The sequence below is a fragment of the Chryseobacterium gleum genome, assembly GCF_900636535.1.
In the GTDB taxonomy this organism is placed as follows: Bacteria; Bacteroidota; Bacteroidia; order Flavobacteriales; family Weeksellaceae; genus Chryseobacterium; species Chryseobacterium gleum.
Window position 1 is genome coordinate 124,298 of record NZ_LR134289.1, and the last position, 15,119, is coordinate 139,416.

Annotated in this window: 20 protein-coding genes and 1 tRNA gene; 12 read left to right on the forward strand and 9 right to left on the reverse strand. The window is 37.6% G+C overall.

Annotated elements, in window-relative coordinates:
* Nucleotides 1-129: 129 nt before the first annotated feature.
* The 4 genes from EL165_RS00520 (at nt 130) to EL165_RS00535 (ending at nt 2,252) form a co-directional block, all read left to right on the forward strand.
* Nucleotides 130-732: a DUF2911 domain-containing protein gene (locus EL165_RS00520; protein ID WP_002980262.1), complete on the forward strand. Its 603-nt coding sequence runs from the start codon at nt 130-132 to the stop codon at nt 730-732.
* 2 nt (nt 733-734) lie between these two features.
* Nucleotides 735-1,262 carry a GNAT family N-acetyltransferase gene (locus EL165_RS00525; protein ID WP_002980260.1) on the forward strand — a complete coding sequence of 176 codons (528 nt, stop codon included), beginning with the start codon at nt 735-737 and terminating at the stop codon, nt 1,260-1,262.
* Nucleotides 1,259-1,630, forward strand: a complete 372-nt coding sequence (locus EL165_RS00530; RefSeq protein WP_002980258.1) for a cupin domain-containing protein — start codon at nt 1,259-1,261, stop codon at nt 1,628-1,630. Before EL165_RS00525 ends, EL165_RS00530 begins: the two co-directional genes overlap by 4 nt.
* Nucleotides 1,631-1,871: 241 nt before the next feature.
* Nucleotides 1,872-2,252, forward strand: a complete 381-nt coding sequence (locus EL165_RS00535) for a PEGA domain-containing protein (RefSeq protein ID WP_002980256.1) — start codon at nt 1,872-1,874, stop codon at nt 2,250-2,252.
* Nucleotides 2,253-2,306: 54 nt separating this feature from the next.
* Here the strand turns inward: EL165_RS00535 and EL165_RS00540 are convergent, their stop codons facing one another.
* Nucleotides 2,307-3,050 carry a dienelactone hydrolase family protein gene (locus EL165_RS00540; protein ID WP_002980254.1) on the reverse strand — a complete coding sequence of 248 codons (744 nt, stop codon included), beginning with the start codon at nt 3,048-3,050 and terminating at the stop codon, nt 2,307-2,309.
* A gap of 195 nt (nt 3,051-3,245) precedes the next feature.
* Nucleotides 3,246-3,677 (reverse strand): type I restriction enzyme HsdR N-terminal domain-containing protein, encoded by a 432-nt coding sequence (locus EL165_RS00545; RefSeq protein ID WP_002980252.1) that lies wholly within the window; start codon nt 3,675-3,677, stop codon nt 3,246-3,248.
* Nucleotides 3,678-3,684: 7 nt separating this feature from the next.
* Here EL165_RS00545 and holA point away from each other — a divergent pair, with 7 nt between their 5' ends.
* From holA to EL165_RS00565, 4 genes are all read left to right on the forward strand, one after another.
* A complete protein-coding gene (gene holA, locus EL165_RS00550) occupies nt 3,685-4,722 on the forward strand; it encodes a DNA polymerase III subunit delta (protein WP_002980250.1) in 1,038 nt (345 codons plus the stop codon).
* Between the two features lie 224 nt (nt 4,723-4,946).
* Complete coding sequence (gene trxB / locus EL165_RS00555) at nt 4,947-5,888, forward strand: thioredoxin-disulfide reductase (RefSeq protein WP_002980248.1); 942 nt, start codon at nt 4,947-4,949, stop codon at nt 5,886-5,888.
* Between the two features lie 348 nt (nt 5,889-6,236).
* Nucleotides 6,237-6,614, forward strand: coding sequence for a VOC family protein (locus EL165_RS00560; protein WP_002980246.1), 378 nt, complete (start codon nt 6,237-6,239; stop codon nt 6,612-6,614).
* A gap of 315 nt (nt 6,615-6,929) precedes the next feature.
* Nucleotides 6,930-7,142: a hypothetical protein gene (locus EL165_RS00565; RefSeq protein WP_002980244.1), complete on the forward strand. Its 213-nt coding sequence runs from the start codon at nt 6,930-6,932 to the stop codon at nt 7,140-7,142.
* Between the two features lie 65 nt (nt 7,143-7,207).
* Here EL165_RS00565 and EL165_RS00570 read toward each other — a convergent pair whose 3' ends face one another.
* Complete coding sequence (locus EL165_RS00570) at nt 7,208-7,585, reverse strand: helix-turn-helix domain-containing protein (protein WP_002980243.1); 378 nt, start codon at nt 7,583-7,585, stop codon at nt 7,208-7,210.
* A 278-nt stretch (nt 7,586-7,863) separates the two neighbouring features.
* Between EL165_RS00570 and EL165_RS00575 the strand changes: the two genes are divergently transcribed.
* The 4 genes from EL165_RS00575 to EL165_RS00590 all read left to right on the forward strand — a co-directional run bounded on the left by EL165_RS00575 (nt 7,864) and on the right by EL165_RS00590 (nt 10,782).
* Nucleotides 7,864-7,948: transfer RNA gene (locus tag EL165_RS00575), tRNA-Ser, on the forward strand.
* A gap of 220 nt (nt 7,949-8,168) precedes the next feature.
* Nucleotides 8,169-9,059, forward strand: a complete 891-nt coding sequence (locus EL165_RS00580) for an SDR family oxidoreductase (protein WP_002980241.1) — start codon at nt 8,169-8,171, stop codon at nt 9,057-9,059.
* A 46-nt stretch (nt 9,060-9,105) separates the two neighbouring features.
* On the forward strand, nt 9,106-9,825 hold the full coding sequence (locus EL165_RS00585) for an SDR family NAD(P)-dependent oxidoreductase (protein WP_002980240.1): 720 nt from the start codon (nt 9,106-9,108) through the stop codon (nt 9,823-9,825).
* Nucleotides 9,826-9,861: 36 nt separating this feature from the next.
* Entirely contained in the window at nt 9,862-10,782 is a 921-nt protein-coding gene (locus EL165_RS00590) for a helix-turn-helix domain-containing protein (protein WP_002980239.1), read from the forward strand.
* A gap of 112 nt (nt 10,783-10,894) precedes the next feature.
* Here EL165_RS00590 and EL165_RS00595 read toward each other — a convergent pair whose 3' ends face one another.
* From EL165_RS00595 to EL165_RS00620, 6 genes are all read right to left on the reverse strand, one after another.
* Nucleotides 10,895-11,428 (reverse strand): type 1 glutamine amidotransferase domain-containing protein, encoded by a 534-nt coding sequence (locus EL165_RS00595; protein WP_002980238.1) that lies wholly within the window; start codon nt 11,426-11,428, stop codon nt 10,895-10,897.
* Nucleotides 11,429-11,525: 97 nt separating this feature from the next.
* Nucleotides 11,526-11,978 carry a PA2169 family four-helix-bundle protein gene (locus EL165_RS00600; protein WP_002980237.1) on the reverse strand — a complete coding sequence of 151 codons (453 nt, stop codon included), beginning with the start codon at nt 11,976-11,978 and terminating at the stop codon, nt 11,526-11,528.
* Between the two features lie 226 nt (nt 11,979-12,204).
* Nucleotides 12,205-12,375: a lmo0937 family membrane protein gene (locus tag EL165_RS00605; RefSeq protein WP_002980235.1), complete on the reverse strand. Its 171-nt coding sequence runs from the start codon at nt 12,373-12,375 to the stop codon at nt 12,205-12,207.
* Nucleotides 12,376-12,428: 53 nt separating this feature from the next.
* A complete protein-coding gene (locus EL165_RS00610; protein ID WP_002980234.1) occupies nt 12,429-12,749 on the reverse strand; it encodes a hypothetical protein in 321 nt (106 codons plus the stop codon).
* A gap of 155 nt (nt 12,750-12,904) precedes the next feature.
* Entirely contained in the window at nt 12,905-13,759 is an 855-nt protein-coding gene (locus EL165_RS00615) for a GLPGLI family protein (RefSeq protein ID WP_002980233.1), read from the reverse strand.
* A 208-nt stretch (nt 13,760-13,967) separates the two neighbouring features.
* Nucleotides 13,968-14,759 carry a PhzF family phenazine biosynthesis protein gene (locus tag EL165_RS00620; protein WP_002980232.1) on the reverse strand — a complete coding sequence of 264 codons (792 nt, stop codon included), beginning with the start codon at nt 14,757-14,759 and terminating at the stop codon, nt 13,968-13,970.
* Nucleotides 14,760-15,119: the final 360 nt, after the last annotated feature.

Consider the following 15,119-nt stretch of genomic DNA (forward strand, 5'->3'; position numbering starts at 1 on the left):
TCAGATTCATCTGTAAAAAGAATTTGAGCTCAAATATCTTTATAGAAAAATATCGGTAAAACAAAAATTAACGAAGTTTGGGAAAGTTATTTCGTTTTGATTTTTGTAATTTTAAGCAAAAATTTACACGTGAAAAAGTTAATAATAGCAGTTTGCATTTCAGTTTCAGCATTCAGTTTTGCTCAGGATTATTCTGTACCGGCAGCAAGTCCGCGCCAGAAGGTTGAGCAGCAGTTTTCAATGTCTAAAATTACCATTGATTATGGAAGACCAGGAGTGAAGGGACGTAAGATTTTTGGAGAACTGGTTCCTTATGGCCAGGTTTGGAGAGCAGGAGCGAACTCGTCTACGAAAATTACTTTCGGACAGGCCGTTAACTTCGGAGGGAAAACAGTACCTGCAGGAACTTACGGCTTATTCATTGTTCCTACAGAAAAAGAATGGAAAGTGATCCTGAATAAAGACTTCCAGCAGTGGGGTGCCTATACTTACGATCCTAAACAGGATGTAGTAGATGTTACGGTACCGGTTAATAAACTGGCAGATAAGCAGGAATGGTTTGAAATTACCCTGAATCCAACAGATGAAAACTCAGGAAATCTGGTGATCAAGTGGGATATGGCTCAGGCAGAAGTTCCTTTGAAGCCTTCAAAATTAGACACAGTAATTAAGATTTCCGACAAGCTGAAAGAAATCAAAAAGATAGAATCAGATTCTGCTAAAAAAAGTTAACAATGAATTTTTCTGTTCAGCCCGTTTTAGAGAATGAAGAATTTCAATTAATCCCCTTACAGCAAGGGGATTTTGAATCTTTATATAAAGTAGCTTCCGAACCTGAAGTTTGGGAACAGCATCCGAATAAGGACCGTTACAAAAAAGAGGTTTTTGAAAACTTTTTCAGAGGAGCTATGGAGAGTAAAGGAGCTTTCAAAATTATTGAAAAAGCGACCGGAGATGTATTGGGAAGCAGCCGTTATTATGATTTTGATGAAAAAGACAATCATATTTTCATAGGCTATACTTTCTATGGGACAAAGTCATGGGGAAAAGGCATTAATCCGCAGGTTAAGAAACTGATGCTGGATTATATCTTTCAGTTTGTAGATAAAGTTCATTTCCATGTCGGAAAAGAGAATTTCCGTTCTCAAAAGGCTATGGAAAAACTTGGAGGGAAGAAAATTGCTGAGGAAGAAGTGGCTTATTTTGCAGAACCCACAAGGACTAATTTTGTTTATGAAATCAAAAAAGAAGACTGGATATGAAAAAATATAAAATTCAGCAATCTCCATTTATCGTTCCCACAACAGATGGAAAGCTTATCGAAGAACACTGGGGAAATTCTACGGGAAATTCCAATGTTTCCATTGCTCATATGGTAGCACCTCCTGACTGGAGTGAGCCGCATCAGACTCCCGAGTTTGATGAATTTACCTATATCATTTCCGGGAAAAAGCAGTTTGAAATCGATGGTGAGATTGTTACACTGGAAAAAGGTCAGAGTATCCTTATTGAAAAAGGAGCAAGAATCCGTTACAGTAACCCGTTTTCAGAACCTTGTGAGTATCTTGCGATCTGTCTTCCTGCATTTTCTATGGAACTGGTGCACAGGGAAGAGGAAGGAGTGGATTAGCAAACATGATAATAAATGTAAAAAGAGCAAATTTGTACAATAACAGATTTGCTTTTTTTATGCTGATTTTTAAAATACAAGTAACTCCATGTTATTGAGTGTTTTGAAATCAGATTTCATTTTGCAGGCAATGAAAACGTCCGTCAATACTATCTTTTTTGAAATATTTGCCTCCATTGATAGTTCTGATTTTTGAATTATTTCGTAAGTTCGCGGACTTAGAAAAATGAACTAAGTAATCATGAAAAACAAATTATCAATTGTGCTTTCACTCAGTATTGCACTTTCTACCACTTCTTGTGCAACCATTTTTACAGGAACCCGGGATCCGATAACTTTTTCTTCCAATCCTGAAGGGGCAAAAGTATTTCACAAAGGAATTGAAAAATGTACCACACCTTGTACAGTTAAGATCCCAAGATCTCTGAGTAAGCAGACCGTTACATTCGAAAAAGAAGGATTTGCGAAGAAAGAAGTAAAACTTACGAAAAATTTTAATGCTGTAACTTTATTGAATATTATTCTTGGAGGAGCAATAGGTGTTGGAATTGATGCTGCAACAGGATCACTGACCAAGTATTCTCCAAAAAAATATGATGTTGAGCTGGAAGCTAAACCATAATTGATTTAGGTAAAAAATAAAGGCAAATCAGTTTATGAATTTGCCTTTTTATGTTTATTTCAAAATCTCTTTCAAAAACATCAGAGTATGATTCCATGCTCTTTTAGCCATTGTTGCATTGTAATCCGGTGATTTCGGATCTGTAAAGGTATGTTTGGAGTGCGCATAGGTGATGATTTGCCAGTCGGCGTTTCCATCATTCATTTCTTTGATGAGGTTATTGTAATCATCAGGCGTAACGCTTTTATCATCTGCCGGGTTTTCAACAAGAATTTTAGCCGTTAAAGCTTCATTTTTTCTGGTCTGATCCTTTGCCAGGCTTCCGTGGATAGACACCACACCCGCTACAGGAAGATGGCCTCTTGCAGATTCCAATGCTCCTGTACCTCCGAAGCAATATCCGATTACAGCAATCTTGTCAGAAACAGCCCCGTTTTTCTTAAGCTGTTCTAATGCCAGAGATATTCTTTTCTGATATTCCTGATAATTCTGTTTGTAATATCCTGAAGTTTTTGCAGCAGATTCATTGTCTGCAGGAATCTTTCCCTCACCATAAATATCAGCGATGAAAGCAATATAACCTTGCTTTTCGAGTTCAATAGCGGCTGTTTTAGCCTCTTCATCAATACCTTTCCAGGCTGGAAGGATCAAAACTCCCGGAAGCTTTTTTCCGGCATTGGAGGTAATGAGACCATTTAATTTCTGTGAACCGTCCTGATAGGAAACAGATTTAAGTTTCTGACTGAAAAGGGTTCCTGAAGCCATAATCATTGCGGTTAATAAGATGGAACGTATCATATTTTGTAATTTATTTTAATACAAACTACACTAATCCTTTTTCACAAATACAACAAATAACAATTGTAATTTGTGTAGTAATTTGTGATATTAGTGTTTAAAGAAAACCTTATCGAAATTAATAAAAATAACTCAGAAAGAATATTAATAGAATATTATTTAAATCATTTCAGAAATTATCTGATGTTGTAAGCTTTACTCAGGTCTGTAAAACTGGTATTGCTCATTTTCATAATAGGCATTGATGTGCTGTAAACCGTTTGTTAAAATAATTTCCTTTGCTCCTATAATTGAATTGTATCTGGCGGTTTGCTCAAATGTTTTTTCCGTTAATTTGATTTGCGGAGCTTTGCATTCGATCAGGATTACAGGTTCAGTTTTCTCAGTGATAAGAAGGTCAATGCGTTTGGTAAGACCATTCAGGATAATCTTTTTTTCCGTGATCAGGGCAGAAGTAGAATAAGATTTTACAGTCAGGTAATAATGAATCCAATGCTGTCTGACCCATTCCTCAGGAGTGAGCAGAAGATAAGTTTTGCGGACCAAATCATAAATAAAAAACTTATCTTTGTCTTTCTTGAATTTAAAATCAAAAGTTTCCTGAAAATTCAGTTTTGGAAGTTCCATTAATAAGATGAAAGAATTAGATTTAATCCTCAAAAATATTAAAAATAAAGAAGTTTTACCTATTTATTTTTTCCACGGAGAAGAAGCCTACTTTATTGATGTTGCTGTAAAAGCCCTTGAACACAACTTTTTGGAAGAGGATGAAAAAGCCTTCAACCAAACCGTTACCTACGGAAAAGATACGACTTACCAGGAAGTTCTTTCCCTGGCAAGACAGTTTCCGATGATGGGAGACAAGCAGGTGATTATTGTAAAAGAAGCTCAGGATTTACGGTTTAACGAAGAGGAAAACAGAATTCTGGAATCGTATGTAGAGAACCCGGTACCTTCAACAGTATTGGTTTTCGCACATAAGCACAAAAAATTGGACAGCAGGAAAAAAGCAGCAAAAGCATTAGATAAAGCTAAAGCACTTTTCCTGAGCGAATCTGTAAAGGAAAGCAATCTTCCCAAATGGATTTCGGATGAATGTGCAAAGCTTAAGATCAATACCGCTCCCAATATTTCCCATCTTCTGGCAGAATATCTTGGAAACGACCTGTCCAGAATTGCCAATGAACTGAACAAGCTGAAGATGATCCTTAAAGAAGGAGAAATTCTTGACGGAACCATTGTTGAAAATCATATCGGGATCAGTAAAGAGTACAATATCTTTGAACTTCAGAAGGCTTTAGGAACCAAAAATGCCAATGCAGCTTTTAAAATTGCCCATTTTATGGGAAAGAACCCGAAGAATAATCCCTTTGTCATGATGCTGGCAAGCCTTTACAATTATTTTTCGAACGTTATTATTTATCAGACTATGGCCGGACAGTCTCCGCAGGCTATTGCTTCACAGATGGGCGTAAATCCTTATTTTATTAAAGACTACGCGGAAAGTGCAAGGCTTTATCCTTTGAAACATGCTACCCGGGTCATCTCTATTTTAAGAGAATTTGATATGAAAGGAAAAGGACTTGGAGCAGTGAATATGGGAGATGCTGAGCTGATCAGAGAACTGGTGTATAAGATCATCAATGTAGATAAGATTAAGATGAAAGTGTGAAGCGAGATACGAGGTAGCGCAGTACGAGTTTCGAGATTCGAGGGTAAAAAGGTTTTAAAATAACTCGCATCCCGAACCCCGGAACCCGAATCCCCCAACAGCAACCATCGAAATTCAACATATCAGATATTGACAAGTATCATTAAAATAACTTTAAAAAGAAATTAAAAATTCCGAAATTAGCGGTCTTAATTCAAATTAAATCTTTTCGAACAAAGCAAATTATGGAGCAAAACATTTTAGATTGTGTGATCGTTGGATCTGGACCTTCTGGTTTCACAGCTGCTATCTATGCAGCAAGAGCAGACTTAAAACCTGAATTGTATACAGGTTTGGAGCCGGGCGGACAATTAACAACCACTACTGAAGTGGATAACTTTCCAGGGTATCCAGCCGGGATTACAGGTCCTGAAATGATGATGGATCTGCAGAAACAGGCAGAAAGATTTGATACCAAAGTTCATTACGAAATGATCACCAAAGCTGAATTCTCTAAGGAAAAAGGCGGTGTTCACAAGCTATACGCAGGAAACAAAGAAATTCTTGCAAAAACAGTTATTATCTCTACAGGAGCTACAGCAAAATATTTAGGTCTTGAAGATGAAAAAAAATATGCAGGAGGCGGAGTTTCTGCCTGTGCTACATGTGACGGATTCTTCTACAGAGGTAAAGACGTTGTGGTAGTAGGAGCGGGAGATACAGCAGCTGAAGAGGCTACTTACCTTGCCAAACTTTGTAAAAAGGTAACTATGCTGGTAAGAAAAGACGTTTTCAGAGCTTCAAAAGCAATGATTCACAGAGTAGAAAATACTCCGAATATTGAAGTGAAATTCCACCATGAGCTAATCGGGATTGAGGGAGAAAACAGCCTTGTAGAAAGGGCGGTAATCATCAATAACCAGACTCAGGAGAAATCTACTGTAGATGTTGAAGGAATCTTCATTGCGATCGGTCACAAACCGAATACTGATATTTTCGTTGGACAGGTAGATCTTGATGAAAACGGATATATCTTAACAGAAAAAGGTTCTTCAAGAACAAATCTTCCGGGTGTATTTGCTGCAGGAGATGTTCAGGATCATATCTACAGACAGGCTATTACTGCTGCAGGAAGCGGATGTATGGCTGCTATGGATGCAGAGAAATATTTAGCTGAATTACACTAATACTATTCAGTTTATACAATACAAAGCGTACCCGCAGGGTGCGCTTTTTCATTTTCCATATATATGACTTTTCTTGTTGGATAATCGCAAAGGCGCAAATTTTTAAGTCTTATGCTTTGTTGTAAGACGCAGGAAAATTGAAGATTTCCAGCATAAAAATTATACAGTACATAATTTTATCGGAGATAAAATCTTTGCGCCTTATAAAAAGTCTTTTAGCATCACTTGCGCCTTTGCGTTTCCAATAAAAAAATACATAATCAAATATCTAATGAAAACATTAATATATTTGTGAAACTGCAAACGTCTCTGCTTTGCATTATATCTAAAATGAAAAACTTATAAAAAATGAAAAGAGTAACCGCTATCGGAGGAATCTTCTTTAAGTGTAAAGATCCTGAACAAATAAATGAATGGTATAAAACCCACCTGGGATTGCCCACCAGCCCGTACGGAGCCAAATTTGACTGGAAAGACGAAGCATCCGGCAAGAAAGGATATACACTGTGGAGTCCTTTTAAAGAATCTACCCAGTACTTTGAGCCTTCTGCCAAAGAATTTATGATCAATTATCATGTAGAGAATATTGAAACGCTGGTAGAAGAATTAAAAAAAGAAGGGGTTACGGTTCTGGATGAGATTGCTACGTACGAATATGGAAAATTTGTACACATCCTGGATCCGGAAGGAAACAAAATCGAATTGTTTGAACCGGCAGGAGAGTAGAGGACGGAAAGGGCTTTGATTGGGAACCTGCAATTAACTATCCATAAAGCTTATCATTCAGAGCGAAAGCAGATAAAGCGTGGAATCTAAAATATTTTAATAAAGCTTAGATTCCTGCAGAATGACAAAGTGTGTGCATAGATAAAGCGTTCTGCTTATCATTTCGTAGGAATCCAGGCCAAAAAGTATTCTTATCATAAGTGATGATAAAATAGCAGTTTAAATTCTTCAGAATAACAAACGTTGCGGGTAAGCAATCATTCCTGTGGTGTCAAGTTAAATTCTTACATTTAGCCTCCCTAATCAAAAAAGAATATGGAAAGAAAAATCATCAAAATCACACATGTCACCGGAACTTACATTATTCAGGTTCCCAACGGATCACTGAACGACCTGAAAACCCAGCTGGACAAATGCCTTAACGATGAACAGGCTGCTATTGTGGTAAAAGGTGAAGATGGAGATCAGTTTGTATACCCGTCTGACCTTTTAAAAAACAGTTTTATTTCCATTGTTGATCGGGAATAGAATTTTACAGGTACAAAATAAAAACGGCTTCCAGTAGAAGCCGTTTTGTTCTTATATAAAAGTGATTATCCTTTTTTCAGTTTTTCATTTTCTTCTTTTAAAGCTTTAATCTGCTCTTTCAGAAGATTAATGTATTCCTGTTGGTTTTCTAAAAGATAATTTGGAACGTTACAATTATAGATGCCAGACTGATGAAATGAACTAGTATCATTAAATGTTATGTTTTCATTTTTCTGTACAACATTAGGTTCTTTATCCTCTTTGATATCTTCTACAGAAACATCTAAAACTTTAGCCAGTTTCTCCCATTCGTCATCAAATATTTTAACGTCTCCATTTTCTTTTCTGCTGTAGTTGGAGACATCGGTGGCAAGAAGATCAGCAATCTGCTGCTGAGTATAACCTTTCTGCTTTCTTAAAGTTCTTAGTTTTTCCATTGTCATAGAATACCTGTGTTTTTACAAATGTAGTGAAAAATGTGGTGTGTTTGTAAATATGGCTGTAAGTTTTGTCATACAAAAGCCTTTCTATGATGGGATTCCCCAAAACATGGGTGTTTTAGATTTTTATATTGAAACTTTAGCGAAAGAGTGAAAAATAATTCCCTTGATTTCTAGTCTATTATTAAGTTTTGTTAAAATTTGTGTGGGAAAAGTTTTGCAGAAACTAAAAATCGTTCTATATTTGCACCACTGAAAACAACGGTATAGCCGGAGTTTAGGGAGAGTTGGCAGAGTGGTCGATTGCGGCAGTCTTGAAAACTGTTGACTGTAACAGGTCCGGGGGTTCGAATCCCTCACTCTCCGCAAGGTTAGAAACCAAAACATACAAAAAAGCTGTAAACATCAATGTTTACAGCTTTTTTCTTTTATACAGCTAAAGACTTTCCAAAGTTAAAGCTCGGTCTGATGCTTTTTAATTAAAACATTTTTCATACGTCTTCTCTTTTGGCTACAACAAACTAACTTTTGGCTACATCCCGCTTATCAAATCATTGCAACTTTGCTTCAACAAAATAGTAATACAATGAAATTATTTGTAACAGGAGCATCGGGCTTTAACGGCTCTGCAGTTGTAAAAGAATTAATTGGTGCCGGACATCATGTGGTAGGTCTGGCGCGGTCAGAAAAATCGGCAGAAATCATTCATAATCTGGGCGCTGAAGTAGTAAAAGGCAGTCTTGAAGATCTTGAGATCCTGAAACAAGCCGCTGCTGATACGGATGGTATCATTCACTGTGGTTTCAACCATGATTTTATGAAGGGTGGGGCAACTACATTCTCTGAGGCAGCAGCAACAGACAAAAATGCCATCCATGCAATGGGAGAAACGCTTATGGGCACAGATAAAGCCATTGTGGTAACTTCAGGAATGCTGGGTTTGCCTCCCATTAATGGCTTTATAACCGAAGACAGCATTGTGGAAAATTCACTCAGGTCATCTGAAGCTTCAGCATTGGCTTTGGCTGAAAAAGGAGTGAATGCCTCAGTAATCAGGCTCGCCCCTTCGGTTCATGATAAAGGTGATGAAGGTTTCATTCCTTTCATAATTCATCAGGCACGCAAGAACGGAGTTTCAGCTTATCCGGATGCCGGAAAAAACCGCTGGATAGGAGTACATCGTTTGGATGCTGCAAAGGCTTTCCGTTTAGCTTTGGAAAAAGGACATAAAGGAGCGCGGTACAATGTGGTAGAAGAGCATAGCATTGGGATAAAAGCAATAGCTGAAGTTATCGGCGAAATGCTAAATCTGCCGGTAATCTCTGTTTCCGGCGAAGAACTTCAGAAGCATTTTGAGTGGATGAGCCACTTTATTACAATGGATTGCCCGGTGAGTAACTTCAAAACACAGGAAATGCTGGGCTGGAAACCTGTACATATCGGACTGCTGGAAGATATGCAGCAGCATTATTTTTAAAAGACCGACGCAAAACATTAAAATAAACGTAAATTTTAAGATTAAAATGAAAAAGATACTGATAACAGGTGCCAATCAGGGGATTGGTTTTGAAACTGCCAGACAGCTGGCTGCGCTCGGCCATTATGTTTATCTCGGAAGCCGTAACCGTTCAAATGGAACGGAAGCACAGGAAAAACTGAACAGGGCAGGTTTTCAGAATGTAGAATGCATTGAAATAGATGTTACGGATATTCATTCCATACAATCTGCGAGACAGATCCTGGAATCCAAAGAACAGCAGCTGGATGTGTTGATTAACAATGCCGGAATTGCAGGTGAACAGCCGCAGAATATGTCCGGTGGAAGTATGAGCAATCTCCGGAATGTCTTTGAAACCAATTTTTTCGGAGCTGTACAGACAACCCGATCTTTCATTGATCTGTTAAAAAAATCGGACGATCCAAGAATAATCAATGTGTCGAGTCCTTTGGGTTCCCTTTCCATTCAAAGCGAATCTCCGAATCCCAATCTCCGGATGTATGATGCGTACAGTGCCTCCAAAACAGCGCTCAATGCCTTTACCGTCCTTCTTTCAAAAGAATTCCGGGAAACAGATTTTAAAATAATAAGTGTGGAACCCGGTTATACGGCATCAAATCTTAACCAATATCAGGGCACTCAAACTCCTGAGCAGGCCGCAGGTATCATTGTAAAATTTGTAACTTTACAAGAAGTACCATCAGGTAAGTTTTTTGACAGGAACGGAAACGAGTTAGCCTGGTAATACAAATGCTCTAACAATCAGTTTTAATTTTGAACGATGGAAAAACGGCAGATCCAAAGGATAAAAACCATTAGTGAATTTCACCTGCTGCGAGGCCTGCCAAAGCCCGAGCATCCTCTGATCAGTGTGGTTGATTATTCGGCGATCAAAAGACCTTCGGATATCAGTGAAGTTAGTATCGTGCTGGATTTCTACATGATTTCCCAGAAAAGGGGAATTGGCGGGAAAATGTACTACGGACAGCAGGAGTTTGATTTTGATGAAGGAGTGATGGCGTTTATAGAACCCAATCAGGTTTTCAGGATACAGTCTGACCCTGCTTCTGTTGAAGAACGTTCGGGCTGGATGTTACTTATTCACCCAGATTTTTTATGGAACACACCGCTTGCCAAAACAATTAAACGGTATGATTATTTTGATTACTCCGTCAATGAAGCGCTGTTTCTTTCTGAAAAGGAACAAAAAACACTAAACGGCATCATTGAGAATATTGAACAGGAATATCATACGAATATAGACCGGTTCAGCAAGCAGATTATCATTTCACAGATTGAAAGCCTGCTTAATTATTCCGAAAGGTTTTATAACCGCCAGTTCATAACAAGAGAGAAGGCTAACCATCAGATTCTGGGCCGTCTGGAAAATCTGCTTAAGGACTATTTTGACAGTGATGATTTAATGATAAAGGGATTGCCGACGGTTCAATATATTGCCGAAACCTTACATGTTTCACCAAAATATCTGAGCGGATTACTCAAAACATTAACCGGGCAGAGTACACAGCACCATATCCATGATAAACTCATCAGCAAAGCCAAAGAAAAGCTTTCTACCACCAGTTTATCCGTCAGCGAAATTGCTTATGAGTTAGGATTTGAACATTCACAGTCTTTCAGCAAACTGTTTAAGACAAAAACAGAGATGTCACCCTTGGAATTCCGGGCTTCCTTTCATTGAGACTGGGGTCTGTTAAAAAAAATCCGGTAAATCCCGATATGAAAAAAATAAGAAGGATGCTGTTACAGCATCCTTCTTATTTTACATTTTTATGATATATTGTCACATAAATTTAGTGCTTTCCCTCATTAATTTCTTCTACAAGCTTCGAGTTGAAAGCAGGGAGATCTTTGGGAGTACGGCTTGTAACAAGTCCGGAATCTACAACCACTTCACGATCTTCCCAATGGGCTCCTGCATTTTTCAAATCCTGGCTGATAGAGTGAACAGACGTTAAGTTTCTGCCTTCAACAACGCCGGCATTGATGAGAACCTGAGGTCCATGGCAGATGGCGCCTACAGGTTTATGCTGGGCAAAAAACTCTTTTACGAAAGAAATTGCCTTTTCATTGGTTCGTAACTGATCTGGATTAATAACGCCTCCCGGCAGCATTAATGCATCATAATCTGAAGCTTGTACCTGATCTAAATTCTTATCTACAGGATATTCTTTACCCCAGTCTTTTTCTGCCCAGGCTTTAATGCTTCCGTTTTCAGGACTTACAATGTGTGCAGTCCATCCTTGTTGCTCCAGATATTCTTTAGGAGAGCTCAGCTCGCTCTCTTCAAAGCCATGAGTGGCCAGTATTGCAATCTTTTTTGACATAATTTTATTTTTTTGTTGATAAAGAAGTGGCTCAACCTCCTATAAAAACCGCTGATAGCCACTGTAAGAAACTCCGCTTTCAGATGCGGGTATAATTTTATTTCTTTAAATCCTCAAGATTTTCAAATTTATCATGGGAAGCTTTCAGCTGGTGAAGCTGATCTAGCACTACACGGGAACTTTCCGGGCATAGATCACCACTGTCTAAGGCATCCTGATAAGCATCAATAGCAGCATTTTCACCATACACAACATTTCCTAGTGTTGCATCTGCAGTATCTCCTGCAAAGGAATTTTTCACATCAATCCAGGCTCTGTGGATGGCTCCTGCTGCAGAACCAGACTGATCCGGTGTACCACCTCTTTCTGTAATAAGATCTGTAAGCTGATTTTTCATGGTATAGGATTGTGACACCATTTTGTCATAATCTGCACGCAACAGAGGATATTGTTCCCATACCTTATCCTCAACTTTAGAAAATCCTTGAATTCTGTCATTTGTAATGTTCAGTAAATCGTTTAATACTGACACTGTTTTTTCGTTGTTCATATTGTATATTTTTTAAAATGGTAGTATTAACTTTACAAGCGCTGTGCCTTAAATACGATATCTGGCAAGATGTGGTACTTAAAAAAATCTTAAAATATCAGAAAAACGAATCATTGTATTTAAATTCTTAACAGAGATAAAAAGAAAAAGTCCGGAAATTTCCGGACTTTGAGTTAAGTATTGAAATAAGATCTTTATCATTATTCAGAACAATAACTAATCTATCTTAATTAAGAGGTTTTCTCCCTGTAAAAAGATTAATCACAACGACGATGATGGCAATCACCAAAAGCGTATGAATTAAATTTCCTGTATCCATACCCGGAATTATACCGAGCATTCCTAAAAGCCATACGGCGATGCAGATTACTGCAACAAGCCATAATAAATTTCTCATAATATTATTTTTTTGTGGTTAGTGTAGTGTGTGATGGTATTGATGGCTAAACTCTATTGATGCCTTAAACCTTTGTGATGGTAGACCGGATTTTTCTGATCAGCTTTGTAGTTAAGATGAGTACTGTTAACTACTTTTTCATAATTCATATGAGTGGCTTTAAGGTCATCATGTAATTCCGGAACATTATAATGAAACGCTTTACCGTTCTTATAAAGTTTGTTGTCATATGTACGGTAAATCTGATCCTCTTTATAAGTGTTTCCGTCGGGAGCAAGATATAACTTTTCCTTTTTGTTCTTTTTTCGCAGGCCCAGATAAAGCAAAGAACTTCCTGCAGCTAAGGCTAGTGCTAATTTTACTGTATTGTTCATATGATATCTATTTGATCAAATGATTACAATTTTTTTGCCATTACGCGAAATGTGGTATTTATTTCTTCCTTCGTGTATTTGATTGAGGATGAAATTCTACATAAAATTACCAAAGGAATTCCTGATATTTGGTGGAGAAAAATTGAATACCGGAATTATTTATACAAATCCTTTTCTATAAAATTATTAAATCGTTTCAGAAACTCTTTTGCACGTGTTTCTTTGTTCCTTATTAACTCCTGTTTACTCAGAGGACTTCCGGTATTTGAATCAAATAATATTGTTTCAGACATTCCGGAAGAGCTGTGCATGAGTTTGATATTTTTGGCAGGATCCTGTATGTACTCATTCCAAAGCTTATTGAATTTTTCCTTTGTCAGATGTATTTCTGCGGTTTTAGAGTCTATAATTGAAAACCCGTTGTTAAGCTTCATACTTCCAAGCAATTTAAAAATATGGGTAGCCTCTTCATCTTCAATCTGCAGGATCAGACCTGGCAAACCACAAAATTTATAAGGCCCGTCCTGTATCTGGATATCATTCGTGAACCAAGCAGTCCAGTTTCTTCCGCCGAAATACATGGTGGCTTTCTGAGCTTTAAAACTTTCGATATTCTTTGTTTCAGGAAGAACTGTCCAATTCATTTTATTCAGTTCTTTTACTGCAACATTGCTGGCATTAAGTGAAGTGTGATATACTGCTGTCAGATCAGGATATGTTTTGGAAATCCTGAAATTGACTTTCGGATGTCTGATCTTCCTAAAATCAATGGTAACGGAATTTGAAGCCTTTCCTTTTTCAACTTCAGCATTCACAAGAGAGTCACGTGTAATCAGCAATTCACTGTAGAAATAGGAACCTTCTTTGGTGATATCAAGATTCATGATTTCCTTTTCTACTTTATCCTTGTTTAATGTATCCATCTTAAATGAATATTCGTAAACAAACCTTTGATTTTGAGAAAGCAAAATTCCGGAGATCAACAGAAACAGAGTGATGAAAATTTTCATTTTTTAATTAGCGGATGGTTATTAATAGTGTTCAAATATAACAATGTTTCCGGAAACAGTCTGTTTGGATATCTGTAAAACTAACTCAATAAATTGCAGCTTAAAAAGATTGCCGGTAAAATCAGCTAAAAAGCCCTGGATCGGATGTCCAAGGCTTTATGTGTATCTGGGCGCTGTTGTTTTACAGACAAAATGATTCTGCTTTTTATTATTCAATCCAAAAGTGCCCCGCTGAATAAGTTTTGGCCTTTCCTGCCACAATCACTCTTTCATTGTTGTTTTCACAAAAGAGCTGGCCGCCTCTTTCAGACAGCTGTCGGGCAAAAAGTTTATCTTTTCCCAGTTTTGCTGCCCAGAACGGGATGAGCGAACAGTGTGCAGAGCCGGTTACAGGGTCTTCCAGAATGGTTGACTGTGGGGTAAAGTATCTGGACACAAAATCACAATCGGTTCCTTTGGATGTTACCACAACACCACCCGGATCCAGGTTGATAAGATCGAAAACAGACCTTTCAATTTTAATATTTTTTATATCTTCCTCAGAATCGTATACCAGCACATAATCTCTTGATTGGAAGACTTCCTTAGGCTGAATATTCAGAGACCTCATTATAATATCCGGAAGTGAAGCCGGCTCAGGCATTCTGGAAGGGAAGTCCATATAGTAAATTCCCTCTTTTACATGTACTGTTAAGTTACCGCTTTTGGTATCAAAAATTATAGTATCGTTCGGATAATTTAAAACAGAAATCAGACAATGCGCAGTGGCAAGCGTAGCATGCCCGCACAAATCCATCTCTACTTCCGGAGTAAACCATCTCAGCTGAATGGTACTATTCCCGTTATCAATAAAGAAAGCAGTTTCCGCTACAGCATTTTCGCGGGCTATTTTTAAAAGTAATTCATCGGGTAACCAGTTTTTCAGTGGGACGACACAGGCAGGATTTCCATGAAAGATATCTTCTGTGAAAGAATCTATCTGATATAATTCTAACTTCATTATAATAAAAATTTCATTCCGTATAAAGGTAATCTATTTTCGGGAAAAAGCCTTCGGTCAGCAGTGTTTCTACAATATTATCAATAAATCAGGAATGGATATAATCTGAGATTCAGATCTTGCATACAAAATTATAATGATTTATTCTCTATTTAATTTGTAATAATTTTTCCACATCAGGGTGGCAATTTTCTTACAGGTGTTTTTCCGGAAAAGACGACGGAAAATTTAGCTTTGTAGTAAATAAAAACGGGACAATGAAAAAATATGATCATGATTTTATTCATTTCAATCTTTCAGAAAGTGGTTATACCGATTTCATTTTGTTGACAAAGCCCGGCAATGTGTGAAACATATTCT

Coding starts and splice junctions, on each gene's coding strand:
- EL165_RS00585 (WP_002980240.1), top strand. CDS start 9,106: ATGAAAAAGATACTGATAACAGGTGCCAATCAGGGGATTGGTTTTGAA.
- EL165_RS00565 (WP_002980244.1), top strand. CDS start 6,930: ATGGAAAGAAAAATCATCAAAATCACACATGTCACCGGAACTTACATT.
- EL165_RS00590 (WP_002980239.1), top strand. CDS start 9,862: ATGGAAAAACGGCAGATCCAAAGGATAAAAACCATTAGTGAATTTCAC.
- EL165_RS00535 (WP_002980256.1), top strand. CDS start 1,872: ATGAAAAACAAATTATCAATTGTGCTTTCACTCAGTATTGCACTTTCT.
- EL165_RS00540 (WP_002980254.1), bottom strand. CDS start 3,050: ATGATACGTTCCATCTTATTAACCGCAATGATTATGGCTTCAGGAACC.
- EL165_RS00615 (WP_002980233.1), bottom strand. CDS start 13,759: ATGAAAATTTTCATCACTCTGTTTCTGTTGATCTCCGGAATTTTGCTT.
- EL165_RS00545 (WP_002980252.1), bottom strand. CDS start 3,677: ATGGAACTTCCAAAACTGAATTTTCAGGAAACTTTTGATTTTAAATTC.
- EL165_RS00560 (WP_002980246.1), top strand. CDS start 6,237: ATGAAAAGAGTAACCGCTATCGGAGGAATCTTCTTTAAGTGTAAAGAT.
- holA (WP_002980250.1), top strand. CDS start 3,685: ATGAAAGAATTAGATTTAATCCTCAAAAATATTAAAAATAAAGAAGTT.
- EL165_RS00525 (WP_002980260.1), top strand. CDS start 735: ATGAATTTTTCTGTTCAGCCCGTTTTAGAGAATGAAGAATTTCAATTA.
- EL165_RS00530 (WP_002980258.1), top strand. CDS start 1,259: ATGAAAAAATATAAAATTCAGCAATCTCCATTTATCGTTCCCACAACA.
- EL165_RS00600 (WP_002980237.1), bottom strand. CDS start 11,978: ATGAACAACGAAAAAACAGTGTCAGTATTAAACGATTTACTGAACATT.
- EL165_RS00620 (WP_002980232.1), bottom strand. CDS start 14,759: ATGAAGTTAGAATTATATCAGATAGATTCTTTCACAGAAGATATCTTT.
- trxB (WP_002980248.1), top strand. CDS start 4,947: ATGGAGCAAAACATTTTAGATTGTGTGATCGTTGGATCTGGACCTTCT.
- EL165_RS00595 (WP_002980238.1), bottom strand. CDS start 11,428: ATGTCAAAAAAGATTGCAATACTGGCCACTCATGGCTTTGAAGAGAGC.
- EL165_RS00610 (WP_002980234.1), bottom strand. CDS start 12,749: ATGAACAATACAGTAAAATTAGCACTAGCCTTAGCTGCAGGAAGTTCT.
- EL165_RS00605 (WP_002980235.1), bottom strand. CDS start 12,375: ATGAGAAATTTATTATGGCTTGTTGCAGTAATCTGCATCGCCGTATGG.
- EL165_RS00570 (WP_002980243.1), bottom strand. CDS start 7,585: ATGACAATGGAAAAACTAAGAACTTTAAGAAAGCAGAAAGGTTATACT.
- EL165_RS00580 (WP_002980241.1), top strand. CDS start 8,169: ATGAAATTATTTGTAACAGGAGCATCGGGCTTTAACGGCTCTGCAGTT.